Below are 23,014 nucleotides of genomic sequence, written 5' to 3'. Positions count from 1 at the left end.
GTTGCCGAACATTCGCGGAATCGCGCGCTTTAGGCAACGGCGCAGGCAACAAGGGTCCTGAAGGGAGTACCAGATCATGCGGTTCGGAGACTTCGATCACCCGCCGAACCGCATGATCTGGTACTCGGCGAGCAGGCGTTCGCGTGTGCGCCAATCGTCGAGGTCGATGCCGTATTCCTGCTCCATGCGGCGCACGCGGTACAACAACGTGTTGCGATGCAGGTGCAGCCGTTGCGCGACGGTTGACGGGCGCCGCTCGAGCGCCAAGTACGAAAGCAACAACGCGCAGTCCTGCGTGCCCGCCGCGCGGTCGGCCTCGCGCAGGCGCGCGGGCACGCTGTGCGACACGGTGAACGACACGAGCTCGTCGTCTTGGTGCTCGCTCGTCAGCAGATAGGCCACGAAGTAGTCGCGGAAACGGCAGGCGCCGCCGTCCCGAGCGCCGTCATCCGACCTCCCGTCGTCGCCGAAGGCGACGTCTCCCTCGGCGCTGTGCTCCTCGGCCGCCGACATCTGCAGCGCGATGTCCGCTTGACGATACGCGTAGCGCAGGTCTTCAACGAGGTCGAGCAGATCGGACAGCCCGGCCCTGCCGCCGAACTCCAGCGCGTGGCGTCCGATCGCCGCACGGAAAGAGTCATCGCAGTCCGCGAGCGAGCGCAGCACGAGCGCACGGTTGTCCTGCAGTCCGACCACCGCATCGGGGAAGAGGTCGAGCAAGCGCAGGCATGCGTTCACCGCCAACTGCCGTTCGTCGTCACGGTACCCGTAATCCACTACCGCCAGCTCGAACCGTCCGTCGCGCGATAGGCCTGTCGCACGGAACCACGCTTCCAAGCTGCGGCGCGAAACGGGCATGCCGGCCGCCAGGTCGGCGAGCACGCGAGCGGGGCCTTGATCGAACAGCCTGCTGGCCGGCAGCTCCTTCTTCAAGTTCAGCTCGATGCACGTGCAAAGCAAGGCTAGCTTGTCCAGCAAGCCCTCGGTGAGGGGCCGACGGTCGCAGTGCATGACAAGATGGGCGGCGTAGACACCCTCCACGCGAAAGATGCACTCCACGATGGGGCAGCCTCCATAGCCCTCTAGCACGTGCACGCCCGTTTGCGTGCTCCATCGCTGCGGGCGGCCGTGCCGCCTGAACGAGTCGAGCGCCTCCCTGCTGAGCCTGCCCTGCTCGATAGAATCGCGCATCAGAGGATCGGGCGGAAGAAGCCGGCGCGTGTGCGCGATGATGCGGAACCCCGCGTCCGACAGCGCAAGGGAGTTGCCGAGCGCTGGTTCGGCGGCGTCTGCAAGCTCCTGGTAGCCCCCGCCCGCGAGCAACGCCTCCTGCATGCGGGCAATCCACGCCTGCGTGTCGGCGAGCTCGGCAGCCGCGCAGGCGGCTGCATGCGCGGGCGTGCAGGAAGCACGCAGGACGAACAGGCGCTCCGCCACGGCGTCTGCCACGGATGCGGCCGCGGCGTCGACCGGCTTCGTGGCGGCCGCACCCCCAACATCCGCCGTCGACGCCGAAGGTTCCACGGCCGATCCGCCCGCACTCAGCGCCCAGCCACCCGGGTGGCGGGTCAGGTACGCGATGCACGAGGCCTCGTCGCCCACGAACAGCGTCGAGCCCACCGTGGCGCGCAACGCGCCGAGCGCGCAAAGCTCCCCTTCCCCGTCCGCTATGACGTGGGAGAATCGAGGAGACGCGCCTTCGGGGGCAACGAGCACGGCACCGCCGCCCACCCTATCCGCCACCATGTTGCACGTAATTGTCATAATGCTGCATTATAGCGTGTATTCATGTGCATTTTGACATATCTTTGAGTGGGTGCGCATTCTAAGATAATGCTAGGTTTCCAAGGCCCTCCACGGTTCCGGGCCTACGCGCATCGAAAGGGGTACGTCCATGAAGCGAAGCGTCACCGACATCAAGCTCACCGTGAAGCCCGTGTTCATCGGCTTCGAGCACCAGTACTACTACGAGGGGCCCTGCCGCATGGCGGGCGGGGACGCCATCAAGCCCGGGTTCGACGCCGTCGTGCAGGGCAAGATGCTCAAGGGCTTTTTAGCCAACGTGGACAAGTACGTGGCGTCGACGGGCGCGAACGTGCTCGAACCCGCCATCGTGCGCGGCACCGACGACTGGGACATCAAGGACTCCTACTTCGAGGAGATGCTGGCCGACGACCAGAAAACCGACCTCTACGTGGTCATGTCGAACTTCGGCGCGAACCAGATCCTCGTGGAGTTCTGCTGCCGCACGAGCAAGCCCGTGGTCATGAACCCCACGAAGTCGTTCGGCGCCATGTCCACCGCGCCGGCCCAACGGCGCGGCGCCGACATCCTCCCGGCCTTCGACTGGCCGGAGGTCTCGCGCTACTGCTCCATCCTGCGTGCCGAAAAGGCCGTGCGCACGGCCAACATCCTGCTCGCGCCCCGCTTCGACTCCACCACGCCCAAAGCGGGCGGCAACGACTCGTTCACCTGCCTGTCGGATGTCACGCGGCAGCTGGGATGCCATTTCCGCCACGTGAACGTGCACGAGCTCATGGACATGATGAACCCGCTGCCCGAGGAGGGCAACGCCACCACGCCCGGACGCGCCACGCCCAACATCACGCCCGAGGAGGTGGCGCGCTGCGAGGAGATGGCCGACGAGATGGTGGCCTCCGCCGACCCCTGCATCGTCGACAAGGGGTTCTTGGTCAAATCGCTCGTCGCTTGGACGGTCGTGCAAAAGCTCATGGACCTCTACGATTGCTCCGGGTTCACCGCGCCGTGCCCGGACGCCTGCTCGACGCGCCGCCTGAACGAGCAGCAGTTCACGTTCTGCCTGGCGCACTCGCTCAACCTTGAGCAGGGCTTCGGAAGCGCCTGCGAGTACGACATCACGTCCGTCGTGTGCATGATCGCCGAGATGGCGCTCTCGAACAGCGCCGCCTACATGGGCAACACGCTGCCCGTCGTGGTGACGGAGGGCCGCATCGAATGGCCGGTGAACGTGCACGAGGAGGACGTGGCCGGCATCTCACTCGAGGACGCAGCGAACATGTACTCGGTCATCCACTCCACACCCTGCCGGAAGCTCCACGGCCTCGAGGCGGCTGCCGACGCGTACGCACTGCGGCACTTCGCCTACGACCAGGGCTTCGGCGCCATCCAGCGCCACGACTTCACCGCCGATGCCGGGCAGAAGATCACGCTTTGCCGCATCTCCCCCAACCTCGACGAGATGCTCATCGTGTCAGGAGAGATCGTGACCGGCACCGGCTTCGACACCGACAACTGCAACGGCGGCTTCGTGTTCAAGGTGGCCGACACGCGCGATCTGTTCAAGAAGCAGATGCGCTTCGGCCTGCACCTGCCGCTCGTGTACGGCGACATCGCCGACGACCTGGAGGAGCTGGCGAAGCGCCTGGGCATGGAACCCGTGCGCGCGTAGCACGCCCCGCGAGGCCGCCGCAACGCGCCGAAGAAGAGGAGATGCGATGCGTCGCGACATCAAAGAGAGGCTGCTGGCGGACAAGCGCGCAGCGGCGAACCAGGTCGACGCCGTCTGCGAGAAGCGCGCCGAGGGGACGTTGACCGCCGAGCTCTTGCGCGAGCACCTGTTTCGGTACGTGCTGGCGAAATTCGGCCTCGAAGCCGCCGATGCGCCGAGCCGTTCGCTGGAGGACCTGGCGGAGGAGAGCCTCGCGAAAGCGCTCAGAACCGATCCCGACCAGGTGGTCGAAGCCGAGCGCCCGGCAACCTGCGACGGCGCGCGGTCGGTCGACATGAAGCAGGCGCTGCTGATCATGGCGCTGCAGCGCGAGTTCGGCGTGGCGCTCGACGGCCTGCGCGCCGGGCTCGCCGACACGACCGACGAGCTGGCGGATCTGATGTTCGCAGCTTTCCCGGCTTCGGACGACGGAGCCGGGAAATGAGCCGCGACGCGTTCGCGCGCGGCGACTTCCCCCTCCTCGCCCGCACGGTGAACGGCCGGCCGCTCGTCTACCTGGACAACGCGGCCACCCTGCCCATGCCCCGGCTCGTGCTCGACGAGCTGTGCGCCTTCCGCTCGAACAGCTACGCGAACATCCATCGCGGCGTGCACACGTTGTCCGAGGAGTCGTCGCGGCGCTACGACGAAGCGCGTCGCACCGCCGCAGAGTTCATCGGCGGAAACGAACCGGAGCTCGTGTTCACCTCCGGCACCACCGATTCCCTCAACAAGGCGGCCGCCATGCTGGCCCCGCGGCTCGACGAGCGGTCGAACGTCGTCATCACCGCGATGGAGCACCACTCCAACATCCTCGTCTGGCGAAGCCTGGCGCGCAGGACCGGCTGCGATCTGCGCGTCGCGCCCGTGGACGGCGCGGGCGCGCTCGACACGGGCGCCTTCCGCGCGCTCGTGGACGAGAGCACGAAGATCGTCGCGTTCACGCAGCTCTCGAACGTCACCGGCATCGCCAACGACTGCGCACTCCTCAGCGGCATCGCGCACGAGCGCAGCGACGCCGTGGTGGTCGTGGACGGGGCACAGGGGGTCGTCCACCTTCCCACCGACGTTTCCGCCCTCGGCTGCGACATGTACGCCTTCTCCGGCCACAAGCTGGGCGCGCCCACCGGCATCGGCGGCCTCTGGGTGCGCGGGCCGCTGTTGGAGACGCTCGAGCCCGCCTCGTTCGGAGGCGGCACGGTGTGGGAGGTCACGAGCGACCGCGCCGTCCTCTCCGACGACGTCGAGCGGTTCGAGGCGGGAACCCCGCCCATCGACGGGGCCGTCGGGCTGGCGAGCGCCATGCGCTACTGGCGCGCGCACGACCTGGACGCCTGCCGGTTGCGCGAGCGGCGGCTGATCGACCGGCTTGAAGCGGGACTCGCGAACATCGAGGGCGCGCAGGTGCTGGGGCGAGCGCCCGAGAGGACCGGATGTCTCTCCTTCTCCGTCGACGTCGCCTCCCCCTTCGACTGGGCGAAGCTGCTCGATGGCCTCGGCGTCGCCGTGCGCTCGGGGCACCATTGCGCCCAGCCCTACCTCGAGGCGCTCGGATGCGCCGGAGCCGTGCGCGCGTCGGTCGCCCCCTTCACTTCAAAGGACGATATAGACCGCCTGCTCGAAGCGCTCGCAAAGGCCTCGCTCGTACTGAAAGGAGGCGGCGTCCGTGGACGTGCGCGAAACCGAAGAGGACATCCTGGCCGACCTGCATGAGCTGGACGACCCCGTTCTGCAGTACGCCTACCTCGTCGCCTGCGCCGGCGATGCCGAGCCCTACCCCGACAGCTTGCGCGACGACGAGCACCTCGTCAGGGAATGCCAGGTCAAAACCTGGATCGACGCACGGCACCATGCCGACGGCGCCGTGCGCCTCGTCGGCGACTCGGAGTCCATCGCCATCCGCGGGGCCCTCGCCCTTTTGGAGGAGCTGTTCGACGGCAGGCGCCCCGAAGAGCTCGCAGGCTACCCGTGCGGCCTGCTGGACGACGAGGCGTTCGCACGCCATTTCACGAAAACCCAGCTGCGCGGATTGGAGGCGATCGTCAGGAAGATCATCGGCAGGCAAACCGCAACCTAGGGAGGGGCCCGCCAACGCGCTCAAGCGCTTCGGCGGCCGACAGGATGCGCTACGAGCAACTACCAAAGCCGTTCGAACGGCAAAATGAGGAGGAACCATGTCCAAATCGTGTCTCGATGTGAAATTGAACATAAAACCGGTGTTCTGCCTGTTCTCGCATAAGTACTATTACGAGGGCCCTTGCCGAATGACCGGAGGGGACGCGCTCCAACCGGGATTCGACGACGTGCTGAACGCGAAGATCGTCAAAGGCGTCATGGCGGACCTGCGCGCCAGCTGCCCCGACGATGCCTGCACGCTGCTCGAGTCCGCCGCAGTCACCGCGACCGACGATTGGGACATCGACGACGGCTTCCTCGAGAAGCTCATGGAGGATGACGTGACGGCGGATGCGTACTTCGTTCTCACGCTGTTCGGCGCCGACCGCGTCTGGCGCGAGTTCGGGCGCAAGTGCAAAAAACCCCTCATCATATGCCCGAACCAGTGGAACCCTATGAAATCGGCCTATCTGTTCAACATCGGGGCCGAGGTCTACGTGCCTTACGATTGGCCCGAGGTGTCCGATTACCTGAAAGCGCTCAGAGCTCGCAAGGCGCTTGCGGAGGCGAACGTGCTGCTGGTCACCCGATTCGGCGACACCATGGCGCTCGCCGGAGCGGACGACTCGTTTATCTCGCTCGAACAGGCGTCGGCCACGTTCGGCACGAGCTTCAGGCCCGTCAACTTCCACGAGCTCGTCGAGCAGATGAAGCCGTTGACCGCCGAGGGTAACACGACCACCCCCGGACGCACCACGCCCAACCTAACCAACGACGACCTGGCCGAGCTGGATGCCTACGCCGACGAGCTGATAAGCGGTGCCGAAGAGTGCGACATCTCGAAGGAGTACCTGCTCAACTCGTTGAAAGCATGGAAGATCGTCAACAAGCACCTCGACGCGCACGACTGCAGCGGCTGCGCCATCCCCTGCCCCGACCTCTGCTCCACGCGTCGGCTCAACGACGAGAAGTTCACCTTCTGCCTGAACCACCAGCTGAACAACGAACGCGGCATCGCCTCCGCCTGCAAGTACGACATCGCCGCCACGTTGACCATGATGGCCGAGCTGTGCCTTTCCGGGCACGTGCCCTACATGGCCAACACCCTGCCCCTCGTAGAATCGCAAGGCAGCGTTCAATGGCTCGACCAGATCCCCGAGCAAGACCGCTCCGCCATCGAGGACACCTCGAACCTGTACTGCGTGAACATGTCGCCCATGATGCGCAAGGTCGAGGGCGTCGAGGGGCCGGTCGGCCCTTACGCGATCCGCCACTTCGCCTACGACCAGCAATTCGGCGCCGTATTCCACCGGGATTTCAACGCCGACATCGGAAAAACCGTGACGCTCGCGCGCTTCTCGGGCGACTGCAGGAAGCTGCTCGTGGTCAAGGGCGAAATCGTCAAAGGATACGGCTACGACCTGCACAACTGCAACGGCGGTTTCGTGTTCCGTGTGAGCGACGGATACCGCTTGTACAAGGAGCAGGCGAAGGTCGGCCTCATGCTTCCGCTCGTGTTCGGCGACATCACGCGGGAACTGACGCTTCTCGCTGAAACGCTCAAGTTGGAAGTCGTCTCCGTGTAGAACGGGCCTCGTCGCGCCAAGCGTATCGGCACGACGCCCCTTCGATCCCGTTTGCGTCCGTCCCGCCCCCGAAGGTCGAACCGGGGCGGACGCAAACATGAACAGCTGATTTGCGGTATACTGGGTTTTCGGAGATGTTGGGGTCGCGTCCTGCGGAGGTGCTTGGCCAGGGCGCAGCGATCGTGTTCAGTTTCTCCTATGATGTTATGGCCGGGCACCGCAGGGGGGTTCGATGGACGAGGGTAAGGCTTCTTCGAAGCGCCGCATCGGCGCCATGGAGCTGCTGGGGATCGGCGGGTTCTCCTGCTTTTTCGGGTGGATGCTCGTATCGTACTATTGGCTTTTCGCCGAGTTCATCCAGGACACCCCCGTGGCCGAGCGCGATGCCATCCAATTATTCGTTTTCGCAGGTCTGGCACTGGGATATTTGACCCTGCACCTTCTTGCCAAAAACGCCCGGTTCGATCCGTTCAGGCTGTCCGCGCTTGCGACCGATGCTGCGCTGGCGCTGCTCTTGCCCATCGCCGCCCTGTTTCTGGGCCTCGGCGTGGACGTGCCCTCCCCAGTGCTGTGCGTTGTGAACCTTTGCGCGGGCCTGGGCGGCGCATCGCTGACGGTGAGCTGGCTCGATGCGAGCAGCCGCATCAGGGTGAAGAGCTTTCCGCGCTTCACGAGCCTGTCGCTCGTGGGCGGCGGGGCGCTGTTCGTCCTCGCCGCCATCGTTCCCGAGGCCGTACAACCCGTGTTCTGCATTGTCTATGCGCTGCTGAGCGTCGGCCTCCTCCGTTTCGCCGGCGAGCGCGCCGAAGGCAACGCCGATGCGCCCCCCGCCGGCTCGTGCAAGAACACCTGGGAGTTCACCTGGGAGATAGAACCCTCGCTCGTGGCGTTCGGCATCGTGTTCGGCCTGACGTTCGTGTACCTGTTCAACTCAGGCCAGCAAGACGTGCTCGTGGGTCTTCTGTTCGTGATACCCGGCGCCGGTTTGATCGCCGTGCTCGCGCTTTCGGGCAAGGCCGTGGGCATCACCGTCATCCAGCGCGTGTTGCTGTGCATCACCGTGCTGGCATGCCTCTCCATGCCCTTCGCCACCGAGGCCATCCAGCTGGCATGCTCGTGCCTGGTCGTGGCGTCGTGGGCGGCGTTCGTATCGGTGAACTACGCGTTCATCGTGAAGAAGAGCGTCGAACGCTGGGACACGCCGGTGTTTCGCCAGGCGCCTGCGCGCCTCGTGTTCAGCGCGCTGGGCTTCCTCGTGGGCTGGGGCGTGGCCACGGGCATGACCATGGCCTACGGTGCCCATTCCGACGCGTTCATGATCGTGCGCCTATGCATGGCGTTCGTGCTCGTTGCGGTGGTCATGCTGTTCTTCCCCTCGAAAGAGCACCATGCGCCAGACGGCGGGACGATCGGCGCCCGCGAACCCGCCGCTCCCGTGCCGTCCAACCTTAGCGAGAAGGAGCTCTTCGAGCACCGCTGCGTCGCCGTGGCCGAGCTCTACCAGCTCTCCCCGCGCGAGACCGATATCTTGAAGTTCCTGGCGAAGGGGCGCAACGCCGCCTACATCCAGGGCAAGCTCACCATATCGCCCCACACGGTGAAGAGCCACATCTACAGCATCTACCGCAAGCTCGACATCCACTCCCAGCAGAAGCTCATGGACTTCGTGGAGGAGTTCCCGGTGGAGGACTAGCGGAACGGCGCGGGAAAGCGGCAATGCGCCGGAAGGCTAGAGTCCCTCGTAATGGGTCCACATGCGCACGACTTTGACCGTGCCATCGAATTCCTCGCCGCCCTCGGCAAAGGGCTCTGCATATACCTGACAAACGAGCCGATGCTGCAGGTTGATGCGCCGCGAATAGAGGCCCGAGAGGTTCCCCACAAGCGTTTCGTAGGCAGGAGCCTCTTGAAAGGGATCATTCTTAAGCACCTCGACAAGTGCTTTCGCCTTCTTATCGAGACCAGCGGCTTTAAGCTTCTTTGCATCCTTTGCAGCCTGCTTCGTGAACTTCACTGCATACATAACTACCACTCAAGTCGGTCTTCGGAAAGGCAGTCCTCGGGTTTTTCCGCCATGCCGGCCCGCAGCGATTCGCTCATGCCGGGAATGCTATCGAGGAAAAGCGTTTCCTCGATAGCCGCCCAATCGGATTCGCCGATAAGCACCGCCCCCTTCCCCTTGCTGTTCGTGATGGCGATGGGCGTGCAGTTCTCGTTCACCTGGGCGATGGTCTGGTAGATATTCTGCCGCAAAGCCGTTGCAGTGATCGAAGTCATGGCCTGTCTCCTTACCTCGTTTCTTTTGCTCTATAGTAGCGTACGCAATTACGTACGTCAAGAAACCTCGTCTTCATACCAAGGAGCCTCGCCTACCCCTTTTCCATCGTCCCTGTTCAGCGCATCATACCAACGTACTGATTCCCAATCTGCATACTCATCACGCGATAGGCTCATACCTATCGCGTGCTTTACTCGCTGGCAACCCCAGAGGGGAGGGCCGATTGGGGCGGACACCCGACAGGCCCGGAGACCGAGAGGAGTTGCGATGGTAGAGAACGCTGTCGCGGAGAAGGACCGCGACGAGATCGGCACGTCCAAGGAGGAGAACCAGTTCAACTTCGGCGCCGGTAAGAGGCAGGAAGTGGACCCTCGCTGGAAGCATCCGAAGCCCTTCCAGTACGAGGAAGACGGCATGGTGGTCACCCGCACCTCGGTGTGGAGCGCGCCGGGCTGCCACGAGGGCTGCGGCGTGCTGGTGTACTCCGACAAGGAGACCGGCAAGTTCATCAAGTGCGAGGGCGACCCGGACGACCCGTACAACCGCGGCGCGCTGTGCCCGAGGTGCCTAGCCTTCAAGCAGGTGGAGTTCCACCCCGACCGCATCCTGCACCCCATGAAGCGTGCCGGCGAGCGCGGGAGCGGCCAGTGGGAGCGCATCACGTGGGACGAGGCGCTGGAAACCTGCTACAAGGAATTCCGTCGCATCTCCATGACCTACGGCGGCGACTCCATCCACTGCCTGCGCGGCACCGCACGCGACAACCAGTGGCAGGTCGGCCGCATGGCGAACACGTTCGGCAGCCCCAACGAGTACGGCTTCCTGTCCGGCACCGCCTGCTACCTGCCCCGCCTGTCGCTCATGATCATGACCTACGGCGGCATGCTCATCGCCGACTTCTCGCAGTTCTCGGCGCTGCGCTACGACGACCCCGAGTGGGTGTGCCCCGAGTGCACCATCGTGTGGGGCTGCAACCCCACCATCTCCAACCCCGACTTCTTCATGGGGCACTGGGTCACCGACGCCATGAAGCTCGGCTGCAAGCTCATCTCCGTCGAGCCGCGCGTCACCTGGCTCGCCGCACACGCCGACATCCACCTGCAGCTGCGCCCCGGCACCGACACGGGACTTGCCCTCGGCATGATCAAGGTCATCATCGATGAAGATCTCTACGACCATGACTTCGTGGAGCGCTGGACCTACGGCTTCGACGAGCTGGCCGAGCGCGCCCGCGAGCTGTCGCTGGACCAGGTGGAGGCCATGACGTGGGTCCCCAAGGAGAAGATCATCGCCGCTGCGCGCCTGTTCGCCACGTCCAAGCCGGCCAACGTCGTGTGGGGCCTCGCCGTGGACATGCAGAGCCAGGGCACGCCCTGCGCCGCCGCCATCGCCGCGCTGTGGACCATCACCGGCAACCTCGACGTGCCGGGCGGCATGTGCTACACCGCCTCCCCCATGGGCGTCGACCAGCCGTCCGCCGGCGCATGGGGCATCTACGACCTCATCAACGAGGAGATGCAGAAGAAGCGCGTGGGCTGGAAAGAATTCCCCATGTACCGCTACGGCCTCACCCAGGCCATGCCCGACATGTGCCTGGAGTATATGGAGGAGGGCAAGGTCAAGGGCGTGTGGATCCAGACGTCCAACGGCATTGCCTGCATGAGCTGCGAGACCGAGCGCTGGTACCAGGCCATGAAGAAGCCGGAGTTCATCGCCGCCGTGGACATCTTCATGACGCCTACCATCCAGTCGTGCGCCGACATCGTCATGCCGGTGCAGACGTGGGCCGAGAAGCACTCCGTACGCGCCCACTACTACTTCCTTTCCGCCATCACGGGCGGCTGCGCGGCCGAGGGCGAGGCGAAGTCGGACTGCGAGATTAACCGCGAGCTTGCCCAGTACTTCGACAACGACGACGAGTTCAACCAGGCCATCGGCCGCCCCGAGGGCAAGCAGCACACCTGGCCGTGGGCGACCGAGGACGAGGTGTACGACGAGATCGTGAGCCCCTCCGGCTTCACGTTCCACGAGCTCATGGAGCACGGCCCGGTCTACCAGAAGTACGTGTACAAGAAGTACGAGAAGGGCCTCATGCGCCCCGACGGCCAGCCCGGCTTCAACACCCCCACGGGCCGCATCGAGTTCTACTCCACGCTGTTCGAGAAGTTCGGCTATGACCCGCTGCCCTACATCGAGGAGCCGGGCATCGGGCCCGTCACCACGCCCGACCTGTACGAGGAGTACCCGCTCATCATGATCACGGGCGCCCGCACCACGTCGTTCTTCCACTCGGAGCACCGCCAGATCCCCTACCTGCGCCAGCTCACACCCGATCCGTGGGTGCAGATCCACCCGCGCACGGCCAAGGACCTGAACATCTCCGAGGGCGACTGGGTCTGGATCGAGAACCACCGCGGCCGCTGCCGCCAGCGTGCCCGCCTCACGTTCGAGGTGCACGAGAAGGAGATCGCCGCGCAGCACGGCTGGTGGTTCCCCGAGCAGGACGGCGCCGAGCCCAACCTGTACGGCTTCCGCCAGTCCAACATCAACCAGCTTCTGGCCAACAAGCCCGGCACGACCGGCTTCGGTGCCGACCTGAAGTGCACGCTCTGCAAGGTGTACCGCTGCAAGGAGGAGGAACTGTAATGGCTCTCAACGGAATTCTCGTCGACTACCAGTACTGCACGGGGTGCTACTCGTGCGAGGTGGCCTGCCAGGCCGAGCACGAGCTGCCGCTCGAGCAGTGGGGCGTGAAGGTCATGCAGAACGGCCCGTGGCCGGTGAAGGACGCCGAAGGCAACGAGACGGACAACTACGTCTACGACTTCATCCCGGCGTTCACGAAGATCTGCGATTTGTGCGCCGACCGCCAGGAGAAGGGCAAGCTCCCCTCCTGCGTGTTCCACTGCCAGGCCAAGTGCATGGAGTTCGGCCCGGTGGACGAGCTCGCGAAGCGCTTGGACGCCAAGCCGCAGCAGTACCTGTGGGTGCCGCCCTGCGCATAGAGGCATGAGGGAGGCTGGATCGGCGCGAAGCCTATCCAGCCTCCGGTTTTCGGCTACTGGCCCTTTGCCGTCGCCTGGTTTTCGAAGGGCGGCCCGGCCAGCTGCCTTCTTTCGGCGTTTCCCCGTCGACTGCGGGACGGCGAGGAAATGCCGAAAGGGAATGGATTTCGGGGAGATGCGTTTCCAAGGGGTGATTTCGCATGGTTGAGTTGACTGCAGACCAGATAGCCAAGCAGGGCAAGGTTTCCGGCAAGGCCTGGGGCATCCTGGCCGTCACGTACCTGGCGAGCTTCTGCGCGCCGCTGTGCCAGTTCAAGATACCGCCGCTGGCGTCGTGGCTGTTCCCGGCGTTCCACGGCGCGCTCGATTCCGTAACGTTCGGCACGCTCATGAGCGCCATCGCCGTCATCGGCGTGGTGCTGGCCTTCCCCGCCGCGTTCATCGCACGGCGCATGGGGCTGAAGAACGTCATCCTGCTGTCGGTGGCCTGCCTGGGCGCGGGCTCGGCCGTGGGTGGCCTCACGAGCGACCTCAACGTGCTCATGGCCAGCCGCCTTTTAGAGGGCGTGGGCATCGGCCTCATCGGCGTGGCCGCGCCTTCGTGCGTGACCATATGGTTTCCGGAGCGCAAGCGGGGGCTCGCGCTCGGCATCTGGGCCACCTGGGTGCCCGTGGGCTCCGTCGTGGCCTTCAACAGCGCGCCCGCCATCGCCGGCGCGCTGGGCTACCAGGCGGTGTTCTTCGTCATCGCAGCCGTTTGCGCCGTGGCATTCCTGCTGTTCGCCCTCGTGTACAAGATGCCTCCGGGCGCCACGGGCGACATGGGCGTGGAGGGCACGTTCAAAGAGTCGCTCAAGTACTGCAAGAACCGCCGCATCTGGATCTTGGGCGCCGTGTTCTTCCTGTTCGCCTTCACCACCATCGGCATCATGAACACGTACTACAACACGTTCCTGGAGACGCAGCTGGGCTTCGGCGCGCAGACCGCCTCGTCGCTGTCGTCCATCATCATGCTCCTGTCGCTTATCGTGGCGCCGCTCACGGGCTTCGTGTCCGACCGCCTGCCGCTCGGCCGCAAGTACCTCGTGGGCCTCGTGATGATGGGCATGCTGTTCCTGACCGGTTGGTGCATGTTCTACACCGGTCCGGGAGCGGTCGCGGTCATGTGGTTCGTCATCGTGCTGCAGGGCGTGGGCGGCGGCATGTGCGGTGGCAGCCTGCGCCCCATGGCGCCGATGCTCATGCGCAACACCGCCATGGGCGCCACCATGGCCATGGCCATCATGCAGTTCTGCCAGAACCTGGGCTCCACGCTGGGCTCGCCCGTGTTCGGAGCGCTGCAGGAGGCCATCGGCTGGGACATGGCCGGCATCGTGCTGCAGATCCCCGCCTACGTGATCGCCTTCGTGCTGTGCCTGTTCATCCTGCCGCGCGGCAAAAACGTGAAGACGCTCGACGATGTGCCGGCCGAGGAGGCCTGGCCGCGCGGATTCTAGCCCGACGCCGTCCCGCGCATCGGGCGCTCCCGCCGACGCCGCACATCGGCGGGAGCGCCCGTACCGCCCGCCGACGACCCCCGGCCGAGATTCCGGGATGACAAGGAAAGAGGAGACACCATGGACTACCGGGAACTGGAAGAGAGCATTTCGAAGGCGCCGCTCGCCTCGCGCGCCGCGCTGGAACGCCTGCTGCTGTACGTGTCGGCGGGCCCGGACGTGTCGCCTGACTATGCGCCGTACCTGGAAGGCTCGGCATCCTACCAGGACTTCTTCAACGCCATCTACGCCGACGACGCCCAGAAGGGCACGTCGGTATGGGCGGAGTGGGCGGCGCTCAAACGCAAGAGCTGGATCGGCCGCTTCGAACCCGTCCTGGCCGTGGAGAACCTGCGCCTCAAGGGCGACGGGCTGCCGGTGCAGTTCGGCACGGGCCTGTTCCTGGCCCCTACCGGCAGCCGCGACAGCATCGCGAACCTCTACGTGTTCGAGCGCGGCGCGTTCAACGTGGAGGCGGCCGAGTTCGTCACGTCGATCGGCGGCACGTTCTCCTGCGCCGGCTACGACTTCGCCGGCATCTACGGCGTGTACAAGTACCGCGGCAGCGTGATACTCGAGCAATGGGAGGCCGAGCGGGACCCCGTGCCGGCGAAGAAGGGCTAACGGCGTAGATCCGCCGCGCCGTGGCCGAGAAAGGAGATTCAGCCATGGGCCGCAAGAAGAAAATGACCCCCGCCCAGAAAGCCGCCGCCCGCCGGACGAGCACCGCCACGGCAAAGGCGATCGAAGCAGCCGAAGCGCCAGCCGAGCCCGCACCTGAGCGGCCCGAGCAGACCCCGCCGTCCCCCTCGGCAAGAAACGTGCTCGTAGGCGCTGCCGGCATCGCACTCGTAGCTGTCGCCGGCTACTTCTCCACAGCCGGTCTGGGCTAGCGCCGCGTCCGGAAACGGCTCCGCCTATCGGGCCGTTTCCGGACGATCGTCGCCTCCGTCCTCCCCTGCCGGCGCTTTAGCTCCGAACAGGCGCTCTTCAGAGAGCCGCGGAGCCTTGTCGCTCAGCTTGTAGTAGGCGGCGCGCGTCGAGTTCGCGATGCTCGCCAGCTCGTGCGCCTCCAGGTACTCGCTCTTGTTCTTCTCCTTGACGATGTAGCTCATGAGCCCGATGTAGGACGCGGTGAGCAGCTCGACGTAGTAGGGTCGCAGCCTGTCGCGCGGGGCGCGGTCGTCGTCCATCATCTGGTTGAGTTCCTGCCTAATCTGGTTCTGCAGGCGTACGGTGAAGTACGGGTCGCCATGGGGGCCGATCAGCGCCCTCAAGACCCGCTCGTGCTCGATGCAGACCTCGAACCAGTTCTCCATGCACTCGAACGGCATGCCCGCTATGTCGCCCTTGTAGGCGTCCCCGTCGGACCGGTAGAGGCTCAACAGGCCGAGGAGCGTGCCCTCTATGCCCTCCAGCACGTCGATGGTGTCCCGGAAATGCACGTAGAAGGTCGATCTGGCAACGTTTGACCGCTCGACCAGCTCCTTCACCCGGATGGAGTCGTAGGGCTTCTCCTCCATGAGGTCGATGTACGTCTCGACGACAGCCCGCCTCGCCGTCGAGGCCCTCGAGCCCGAATCCATATCCGCACCGCCTTCCCTGCCCCGCGATCGTTCCCCGATTCTAGATCAGGCGGCGCCTCCCTGCAAAGGCAGGCGCCGCCGCCTCGCCTTATAGCTTGCCGCGGGCCCTGGCTAGAAGATAGGATGGCCCGGGTGCCTCCCCTCGTCCACGACGAACGGCTTAGAACGGTCGTAGCGCGGCCCTATGACGGGCACCTGCAAGTAGGACTCGTATTCGCCGCCCGTATGGATGATATGGCTCCCCCGGTTGTCCGTCTCCCACATGAGGGGCTCGATCCAATGCTCGTCGCGGAGGTAGCGCCCCGCAACCTGCACGCGGAGGATCTCGCCTTTGCGCCACAGGCGGCTCGTGGGGTTGATCTCCACGTCTATGGGGACGATCTCGCCGACGGAGAGCTTCAGCTCCCTGCGGTGCGCCTGCACGGGCTGGAAGTCGCTCGAGAGCACCTCGTCCAACTCGCGGTGCGAGACCCGCATCTTTCCCCAGGTGCCCGGATGGGGCGCCGTGCCGTCGAACACCGTCACCGGAATCTCGGTCCCGTTCTCGTGGATCTTCTTCACGGTGACGAACAGGTCCATGTCGTCGTGCCCGTCCGCCTCGACGAAGGCGTGGAGCTTCATATACCCCGTGAGCTCGGTATCCTCCTCGAACCGGTAGTCGAACTCCGCGTTGCCCTCGTTGCCGTCGTAGGAGACGGAGGCGGGCGCGGCCGGGTTCTCCTCTTCAAGGCTCATGGCCCCGGCGTTCAGGTAGAGCTTCCGGTACTCGGTCCTCGCCAGGGGAAACTCGCGCTCCGGACGCCTCGTTACATAGTCCTCGTCGTAGGCGTCCATCACGTCGATGCGCATCTTCGGGGTGAGCTCCCACCCGTTGTGGACGTCCTTGCAGTAGCGGTCGAAGAACGCCTTGAGCTCCTCCATATTCTGACGCGTGTAGAAATCGGGCCACTCGAACTCGCGGTGCACCCGGAGCCACTTCTTCTCCGAGGAAATCTTGCGGTACCCGTTGATGGAGCCGCGGAGGTGGAAATGGTTCCACCCGGCCGCCACGTAGGCGGGCACGGTGACCTTGCCGAAATCGGGGATCTTGTTCTCCCAGTAGGCGTTCATCAGGGGGTAGCGCAGGGCCATGGCCGCCTGGTCGTCGATGCCCTTGAGTCCGCAGGCGCCCACGGTGGCGAAGCTGGTGAAGCGGACGCAGGGTATGCCCCCCTCGTAGAGCGACTCCCGGTACATGTCGCTCATGCCCTCCCACGGCGCGATGCAGGCGAGGTGGGGCGGCTGCTGCGCGGCGATGTGCCACTGGGTGATGGCCAGCGCGGAGGAGCCGGCCATGGTCACGCGCCCGTTGCACCAGGGCTGCTGCGCGGCCCACTCGACTACATCGTAGCCATCTCTGGCCTCCTCCTCGCAGAACTGGTCGTGGAGGCCCTCCGAGTAGCCGATGCCGCGGGGGTCGACGTTGACGACCGCGTACCCGTTGGGACACCAGTAGAGCGGGTCGGCCGCCTCGAACTTCGCGCTGGGCGAGACGGCCCCGAACGGCACGCCCGGCGTGTAGCCCACGTCCTCGCCCGTGCGGAAATCGTTCGGGCGCTTCCCGTAATTCGACCAGGCCAAGATCGCCGGCACCTTCGCGTCCGAGTCCTGCGGCCTGAAGACGTCGCAGTAGAGCGTTATTCCGTCGCGCATCTTGACCGCCACATCCTGCTCGCACACGATGCCGGGCGCCGCCTCGTACGTGCGCTGGTTGAACGCGCAGGGCTTGGCCAGCTGCTTTTCCTCGTCGGACAGGACCTCCCACTCCTCGAACGGGACGGGCCTCAGCTCCTTCTGGTAAATCCTCTCGATCCTCTCGCCCTTGATGGTGGTTTCGAGGGTGAACCGCTCTCTTTCTATCGGCATCATAGCATCTCCCATCTAGTCGCACGTAACAGTGTTCTCGGCCTCGCCAACCTCAAGAAAGCGCGCCCTCCACGGCGCCTTCCGCCGGCTTCTGCGGGGAAGGCCCGCTCGGATCGAACCCGCTTATCGCAGAGGCGAGCCTCATCGCCAAGGGCAGCGTCACCAAGATGACGAGGTAGCCCGCGCCCAGCAGCGGCGGGTACACCATCATCCAGATCCCCACACAGGAACCCAGGCCCAGGGATTGCACGTTCGTCACCCAGACGCACGAGACGCTCACCAAGGTGATGAGGGTGAAGGCGAGGACGAGGCTGCTCACGATATGGGTGACGACCTTGTTCTCGATATGCAGGACAGCGCACAGCTTGCGCCCCCAGGAGAGCGCAGGGAAAAGGTCGCCCACCACATAGCCCACGCAGAAGCTCATGAGAAACGAGACGCCGAAGCCCAACAGGGTGAAGATTGGCAAAGACTCATTACCCGGAATGCCCTGTACGGTTGAAAGAATAATCACGCTCAGAACAACGCACATAACCATGCACATCACGATATTGAGAACACGTCCGAACCCACCTGGCCCTTTGAAGATCATCATTTCCTCCTTTGCTGCTTTCGGTTTTGGCTCGAAGCTTCGATAGCATCATTATGCTCGGCAGAAACCTTTTCGACATGGACGCTCGGCCGAGGAGTGTCCGATTATCAGCCTCTCGGAACAAGGCGACCGCCATGCATCCTCCTTGTCATGCCGTTCGCCATCAGCCGGCCATGAGAAATCGCGATGGCAGGCAGGAAAAGTGTTGCCACGCCAACAGGCTTTGCCCGAGCGCGCATGGCTTAATAGGAGGCACAGGAACGGGGCCCCGAAGCGAGCAATTGAATAGAAAGGCGGTGTTTGCCTTGGCTCATCAGCGGGTTGACGGCAAAGACAAGCGGTTCGCTTTGCAGTTCTACGGCACGCAGGGATTCGCGGCTCTTCCGATCCTTCTCTACATGATCATTGCAGCGATCATCTCCATCGGCATACGCTACTATGGCATGGAGTCGCTCATCTTCGCGTCGGTCATCGGCTTGCTTGCCGGCTTCTTCCTCTGCCGGAACAAGCTGGAGTACTGGGCCTCGTGCGTGCGCGGCCTCACCCAGTTCGGCAATGCGAACCTCATCTTCATCTTCATCATCATCGCCGTGTTCGGCAAGGTGCTCGTCGCCGGCGACATCGGCGGGGGCCTTCTCTGGATAGGCCTGAACTGCGGGCTGCAGGGCGGGGCCTTCGTCGTTCTGGTGTTCGTCGGCTGCGCCGTCTTCGCCACGGGATCGGGCGCCCCGTTTCCCGCCTTGCTGGCGCTCGTGCCCATCTTCTACCCGTCCGGCGTCATGCTGGGGGCGGACCCGACCGTGCTCGTGGGAGCCATGATCAGCGGCGTGTTCTTCGGCGACGCGCTCTCCCCCAGCTCCCAGGTCATCCATGTGACCATCAACTCGCAACACGACCCGGGAACGGGCAGGCCGGCCGACCTCGTGGAGGTGATGAAGGCCCGGTCGCCCGACCTCGTGGCCATCGCCCTCGTCTCCGCAGTGCTTTTCTTCCTCCTCGGCGGCGCCGGCGCGGCAACCGTCTCGCCGCAGGAGCTGGCCGGCATGGCGGATGCCCGCGGACTGCTCATGTTCGTCCCCATCGCGCTTCTGCTGGCCGTCTGCGTAAAGACCCGCAACCTGCTCATGGGCGTGAGCTGGGCCATCCTCGCAGGCGTTGTCCTCGGGCTTGCGAGCGGCCTCATGGAGCCCGCAGCGCTCGCCTCCTTCGACTTCGCCAAACAGCAGATGCACGGCGTGTTCATGGACGGCGTGACCAGTTCGGTGAACCTCGTGTTCGCCAGCATCCTCCTGTTCGGCATGATCCAGATCGCCGTCGAGGGCGGCATCCTGGAGAAGTGCTGCGACTTCCTCATGGGCCTCAAGATGGCCAAGAGGCCGGCAGGCGCCGAGGGCATCGTCGCGCTGGGCACCGGCGTCATCTGCTGCCTTCTTTCGGGGTCCGAGCTGCCCACCGTCATCATGTTCAAGGACGTGGTGGAGAACATAGGCCAGAGGTCGGGCATCTCGGCAAACCGCCGCAGCATCCTGCTCACCGCCATGGCCACGAACATCCCGGCCATCGTGCCCGTGAACTCCATCTTCATCATGGGCTCCATCACCCTCGTGGCGGGCCTGGCCGGCGCCAACCCGGCGCTGCCCCTCGTGGCGCCCATCCCGATATTCACCTGCTGCTTCTATCCCCTGATGCTGGCCGCGGTCTGCTTCGGCTGGGTCGTGTTCGGCTGGGGACGGAAGGCCACGGCATGCAAACCCGCAATCGAGAAGAAGGACCTGGTGGCGAACAATGGCTGAGACGTACGACATGATTATCGTAGGCGGGGGTGCCGGAGGGCTTTCGGCCGCCGTCTACGCCGGGCGGGCCGAGCGCAAGGCGCTCCTCATCGAGAAGGGGAGCTACGGCGGGCGCATCAACGAGACGCGCGAGATACGCAACTACCCGGGCACGATCGGCGACACCGGGATCGGGCTCATGGGGAAGTTCAAGGCCCATGCGCTCGCCTTCCCCACCAACGAGCTCAAGCGCACCACGGTTACCGGCATCAAGCAGCTGGACAACGGGAACTTCCTCGTGCAGACGAAGCGGCGCGGCGACTTCGAGACGCGCTGCGTCCTGCTGGACCTGGGCACGAAACCGCGCGTGCTGGGCATACCCGGCGAGCAGGAGTTCGCCGGCCACGGCGTGGCCTACTGCGCCACCTGCGACGCCGAGATGTTCAAGGGCAAGGAGATCTACGTGCTGGGCGCAGGCGACCAGGCCATCGAGGAGGCCGACTACCTCACGGGCTTCGCGTCGAAGGTGACGGTGATCGTGCTGCATGAGGAGGGGCATCTCGACTGCAACGAGGTGGCCGCCGCAACGGCGTTCCGCAACCCGAAGATCGACTTCGTGTGGAACTCGACCCTAGAGGAGATCAAAGGACGCGACGAGGTGGAGGGGCTCGTCATCAAGAACGTGGTGACGGGCACGTCGAACGAAGTGGAGACGGACGGCATCTTCTTCTTCGTGGGCATGATACCGCAGACCGAGCTGATTCGCGACCTGGTGGAATGCGACGACAAGGGCTACATCGCGGTCAACGAGAAGAAGGAGACCAGCGTGCCCGGCATCTACGCCGTGGGCGACTGCACGCAGACCTTCCTGCGCCAGGTGGTCACCGCGGCAGCCGACGGCGCCATCGCGGCGACGGCCAGCGAGCGCTACGTGAAGGAGAAGAAGCAGATCGACTCCCTGCTCACGCCCGACGCGGGCAAGGTGGCGTTCGTCTTCTACGACCCCTACGACAGCGAGCAGATAGAGCAGGTGTCCGCGCTGGAGGAGAAGCTGCGCGGCGAATGGCGCGTCGAGCGCCAGGACATCACCCGGCAGTCGCTGCTGTACGGCCGCCTGGGACTGCACGCCTCCCCCGCAACCGCCTTCTACTTCGGCGGCAAGCTGATGGGAACGGAGGTGTAGGCCCGACAACCAGCAGGAGCGCCGATCGCCTCGCGGGCAGGCTTTACGCCCCCTCGGGGTGATCGGGACGAACCGAACGATGAAAACGACCAAGGCAACCAGAAGCGACGAAAACGGAGGAACGAACCATGGGTCAACCGAGCGTATTCCCTCACGGCACCACCATCTACAACCCCGAGAAGTGCTGGAACGGGTACACCATCGTGCCCCTCATCAACGACGGCGTGCTGCTGTTCGACATGAACGGCAACGAGGTGCGGCGCTGGAACATGCAGGCCATGCCGCCGAAGCTGCTGCCGGGCGGCTACGTCATGGGCTATGCAGGCACCCGGCATCCCGACTACGGCATGCAGGACGGCGTGAACCTGCAGGAGATCGACTACGACGGCAACATCGTGTGGCAGTTCGACCGCTTCGAGAACATCGACGACCCCGGCCGCGACCACCGCTGGATGGCGCGCCAGCACCACGACTTCCAGCGCGAGGGCAACCCCGTGGGCTACTACGTGCCGGGCATGGACGCCAAGCCGCTCGAGGGCAACACGCTCATCCTCGCCCACCAGACGCTGCACAACCCCAACGTCTCCGACAAGAAGCTGCTCGACGACTGCATGTACGAGGTTGACTGGGAGGGCAACATCGTGTGGAAGTGGTCCATCACCGATCACTTCGACGAGCTGGGCTTCGACGAGGCGGCGAAGAACGTGCTGGCCCGCGACCCGAACATGCGCACCTCGGACGGCGGCGTGGGCGACTACCTGCACGTGAACTGCATGAGCTACCTGGGGCCGAACAAGTGGCACGACCAGGGCGACATGCGCTTCAAGCCCGACAACATCATCTTCGACTCGCGCGAGGCCAACATCCTGGCCATCATCGACAAGGAGACGGGCAGGATCGTGTGGAAGATAGGCCCCGACTTCAACGCCACCCCCGAGTTGAGGAAGCTCGGCTGGATCATCGGCCAGCACCACCTGCACATGATACCGAGGGGCCTGCCGGGCGAGGGCAACCTGCTCGTGTTCGACAACGGCGGCTGGGGCGGCTACGGCGTGCCGAACCCCGGCTCGCGCGATGGCTCCAAGAACGCCCTGCGCGACTACAGCCGCATCATCGAGTTCGACCCCACCACGCTCGAGATCGTGTGGAAGCTCACGCCGAAGGAGCTGGGCCACGCCATACCCACCGATGCGAGCAAGTTCTACAGCCCCTACGTGTCGAGCGCCCAGCGCCTGCCGAACGGCAACACGCTGGTGGACGAGGGCAGCGACGGCCGCTTGATCGAGGTCACGCCCGACCACGAGATCGTGTGGGAATGGATCTGCCCTTACTACAGCCACAACGAGGAGGGCCCGCGCAACAACATGGTCTACCGCGCCTACCGCTACCCCTACAGCTACGTGCCGCAGGAGCCGGTGCCGCAGGAGGTGCCCGTGGAGCGCATCGACAACGCCACATGGCGCCTGCCCAACGCTGGCGCATTCGGCGCCAAGACGGTGGTGGACGTGGAGGGCACACTGCCCTACTACCCGGACGTGGCCCTCTGCGTGGCCACGGACGACGAGGCCGACCTGAGCCTGCGCGAGAAGGTGTTCTCCGTGGACACCGACGTGTTCGTGCCCGTCGACACCATGGGCGCCTGGAACGACGAGGTGCTGAAGGCCGAGGGGAAGCCGGTGCTCGTGCTGTTCGGCGCCGAGCGCTGTGTGCACTGCAAGGCGCTCCACCCCGTGCTGGAGGAGGCCTTGGGCGAAGAGTACGAGGGCATGTTCCGGATCCGCTACGTTGACGTGGACAAGAGCCCCGAGATCGCGAAGGGCTGCCAGGCCCTCGGCATTCCGGTGGTGGCCGTGTTCAACCAGGGCAAGGAGGTGTTGCGGTTCGCCGGCGAAAGAGATTATGATGACGTCTGCGAGCTGCTGGACCGCGCGCTCGCGTAAGAAGGCCTGAATGCGAAGCGGCGGCCTCGCACCCGCGGGCCGCCGCAA

Annotated in this window: 20 protein-coding genes; 14 read left to right on the top strand and 6 right to left on the bottom strand. The window is 64.9% G+C overall.

Annotation, left to right across the window (positions count from 1 at the left end):
• Positions 1–96: 96 nt before the first annotated feature.
• Positions 97–1,764, bottom strand: coding sequence for a CdaR family transcriptional regulator (locus LB310_RS11835; RefSeq protein WP_278805797.1), 1,668 nt, complete (start codon positions 1,762–1,764; stop codon positions 97–99).
• Positions 1,765–1,894: 130 nt separating this feature from the next.
• Between LB310_RS11835 and LB310_RS11830 the strand changes: the two genes are divergently transcribed.
• From LB310_RS11830 to LB310_RS11805, 6 genes are all read left to right on the top strand, one after another.
• Positions 1,895–3,430, top strand: a complete 1,536-nt coding sequence (locus LB310_RS11830) for a fucose isomerase (RefSeq protein ID WP_157005850.1) — start codon at positions 1,895–1,897, stop codon at positions 3,428–3,430.
• A 46-nt stretch (positions 3,431–3,476) separates the two neighbouring features.
• A complete protein-coding gene (locus LB310_RS11825; RefSeq protein ID WP_278805796.1) occupies positions 3,477–3,914 on the top strand; it encodes a hypothetical protein in 438 nt (145 codons plus the stop codon).
• Positions 3,911–5,182, top strand: coding sequence for an aminotransferase class V-fold PLP-dependent enzyme (locus LB310_RS11820; RefSeq protein ID WP_157005854.1), 1,272 nt, complete (start codon positions 3,911–3,913; stop codon positions 5,180–5,182). The genes LB310_RS11825 and LB310_RS11820 overlap by 4 nt, the downstream gene beginning before the upstream one ends.
• On the top strand, positions 5,136–5,546 hold the full coding sequence (locus LB310_RS11815) for a SufE family protein (RefSeq protein ID WP_157005856.1): 411 nt from the start codon (positions 5,136–5,138) through the stop codon (positions 5,544–5,546). The genes LB310_RS11820 and LB310_RS11815 overlap by 47 nt, the downstream gene beginning before the upstream one ends.
• 97 nt (positions 5,547–5,643) lie before the next feature.
• A complete protein-coding gene (locus LB310_RS11810) occupies positions 5,644–7,170 on the top strand; it encodes a hypothetical protein (protein ID WP_301155095.1) in 1,527 nt (508 codons plus the stop codon).
• Positions 7,171–7,402: 232 nt separating this feature from the next.
• Positions 7,403–8,863, top strand: coding sequence for a helix-turn-helix transcriptional regulator (locus LB310_RS11805; RefSeq protein ID WP_301155094.1), 1,461 nt, complete (start codon positions 7,403–7,405; stop codon positions 8,861–8,863).
• A gap of 36 nt (positions 8,864–8,899) precedes the next feature.
• On the opposite strand, the gene LB310_RS11800 is transcribed toward LB310_RS11805, so the two are convergent.
• Both LB310_RS11800 and LB310_RS11795 read right to left on the bottom strand, forming a co-directional pair.
• Positions 8,900–9,193, bottom strand: a complete 294-nt coding sequence (locus LB310_RS11800; RefSeq protein ID WP_278805792.1) for a Txe/YoeB family addiction module toxin — start codon at positions 9,191–9,193, stop codon at positions 8,900–8,902.
• A gap of 2 nt (positions 9,194–9,195) precedes the next feature.
• Positions 9,196–9,447, bottom strand: coding sequence for a type II toxin-antitoxin system Phd/YefM family antitoxin (locus LB310_RS11795; protein ID WP_157005862.1), 252 nt, complete (start codon positions 9,445–9,447; stop codon positions 9,196–9,198).
• 268 nt (positions 9,448–9,715) lie between these two features.
• Here LB310_RS11795 and LB310_RS11790 point away from each other — a divergent pair, with 268 nt between their 5' ends.
• The 5 genes from LB310_RS11790 (at position 9,716) to LB310_RS11770 (ending at position 14,881) form a co-directional block, all read left to right on the top strand.
• A complete protein-coding gene (locus LB310_RS11790; RefSeq protein WP_161959474.1) occupies positions 9,716–12,094 on the top strand; it encodes a molybdopterin-dependent oxidoreductase in 2,379 nt (792 codons plus the stop codon).
• Positions 12,094–12,453 carry a 4Fe-4S dicluster domain-containing protein gene (locus LB310_RS11785; RefSeq protein WP_096228358.1) on the top strand — a complete coding sequence of 120 codons (360 nt, stop codon included), beginning with the start codon at positions 12,094–12,096 and terminating at the stop codon, positions 12,451–12,453. The genes LB310_RS11790 and LB310_RS11785 overlap by 1 nt, the downstream gene beginning before the upstream one ends.
• 200 nt (positions 12,454–12,653) lie before the next feature.
• On the top strand, positions 12,654–13,949 hold the full coding sequence (locus LB310_RS11780) for a nitrate/nitrite transporter (RefSeq protein WP_087190609.1): 1,296 nt from the start codon (positions 12,654–12,656) through the stop codon (positions 13,947–13,949).
• A 120-nt stretch (positions 13,950–14,069) separates the two neighbouring features.
• Complete coding sequence (locus LB310_RS11775) at positions 14,070–14,612, top strand: hypothetical protein (RefSeq protein ID WP_157005866.1); 543 nt, start codon at positions 14,070–14,072, stop codon at positions 14,610–14,612.
• A 44-nt stretch (positions 14,613–14,656) separates the two neighbouring features.
• On the top strand, positions 14,657–14,881 hold the full coding sequence (locus LB310_RS11770; protein ID WP_157005868.1) for a hypothetical protein: 225 nt from the start codon (positions 14,657–14,659) through the stop codon (positions 14,879–14,881).
• A 24-nt stretch (positions 14,882–14,905) separates the two neighbouring features.
• Here the strand turns inward: LB310_RS11770 and LB310_RS11765 are convergent, their stop codons facing one another.
• The 3 genes from LB310_RS11765 to LB310_RS11755 form a co-directional block, all read right to left on the bottom strand.
• The gene (locus LB310_RS11765; RefSeq protein ID WP_278805791.1) at positions 14,906–15,574 is read right to left on the bottom strand and encodes a TetR/AcrR family transcriptional regulator; all 669 of its coding nucleotides are present in this window, start codon (positions 15,572–15,574) and stop codon (positions 14,906–14,908) included.
• Positions 15,575–15,685: 111 nt separating this feature from the next.
• Positions 15,686–17,482, bottom strand: coding sequence for a CocE/NonD family hydrolase (locus tag LB310_RS11760; protein ID WP_278805790.1), 1,797 nt, complete (start codon positions 17,480–17,482; stop codon positions 15,686–15,688).
• A gap of 49 nt (positions 17,483–17,531) precedes the next feature.
• Positions 17,532–17,948 carry a hypothetical protein gene (locus LB310_RS11755; protein WP_278805789.1) on the bottom strand — a complete coding sequence of 139 codons (417 nt, stop codon included), beginning with the start codon at positions 17,946–17,948 and terminating at the stop codon, positions 17,532–17,534.
• 428 nt (positions 17,949–18,376) lie between these two features.
• Here LB310_RS11755 and LB310_RS11750 point away from each other — a divergent pair, with 428 nt between their 5' ends.
• From LB310_RS11750 to LB310_RS11740, 3 genes are all read left to right on the top strand, one after another.
• Positions 18,377–19,864 carry a hypothetical protein gene (locus LB310_RS11750; protein ID WP_278805788.1) on the top strand — a complete coding sequence of 496 codons (1,488 nt, stop codon included), beginning with the start codon at positions 18,377–18,379 and terminating at the stop codon, positions 19,862–19,864.
• A complete protein-coding gene (locus tag LB310_RS11745; RefSeq protein ID WP_278805787.1) occupies positions 19,857–21,026 on the top strand; it encodes an NAD(P)/FAD-dependent oxidoreductase in 1,170 nt (389 codons plus the stop codon). Before LB310_RS11750 ends, LB310_RS11745 begins: the two co-directional genes overlap by 8 nt.
• A 128-nt stretch (positions 21,027–21,154) precedes the next feature.
• Positions 21,155–22,966 (top strand): aryl-sulfate sulfotransferase, encoded by a 1,812-nt coding sequence (locus LB310_RS11740; protein ID WP_087190601.1) that lies wholly within the window; start codon positions 21,155–21,157, stop codon positions 22,964–22,966.
• Positions 22,967–23,014 lie beyond the last annotated feature (48 nt).

Origin of the sequence: Gordonibacter sp. RACS_AR49 (assembly GCF_030418435.1) — a bacterium.
Taxonomy (GTDB): domain Bacteria; phylum Actinomycetota; class Coriobacteriia; order Coriobacteriales; family Eggerthellaceae; genus Gordonibacter; species Gordonibacter urolithinfaciens.
This window is presented reverse-complemented; position numbering and strand designations above follow the sequence as displayed.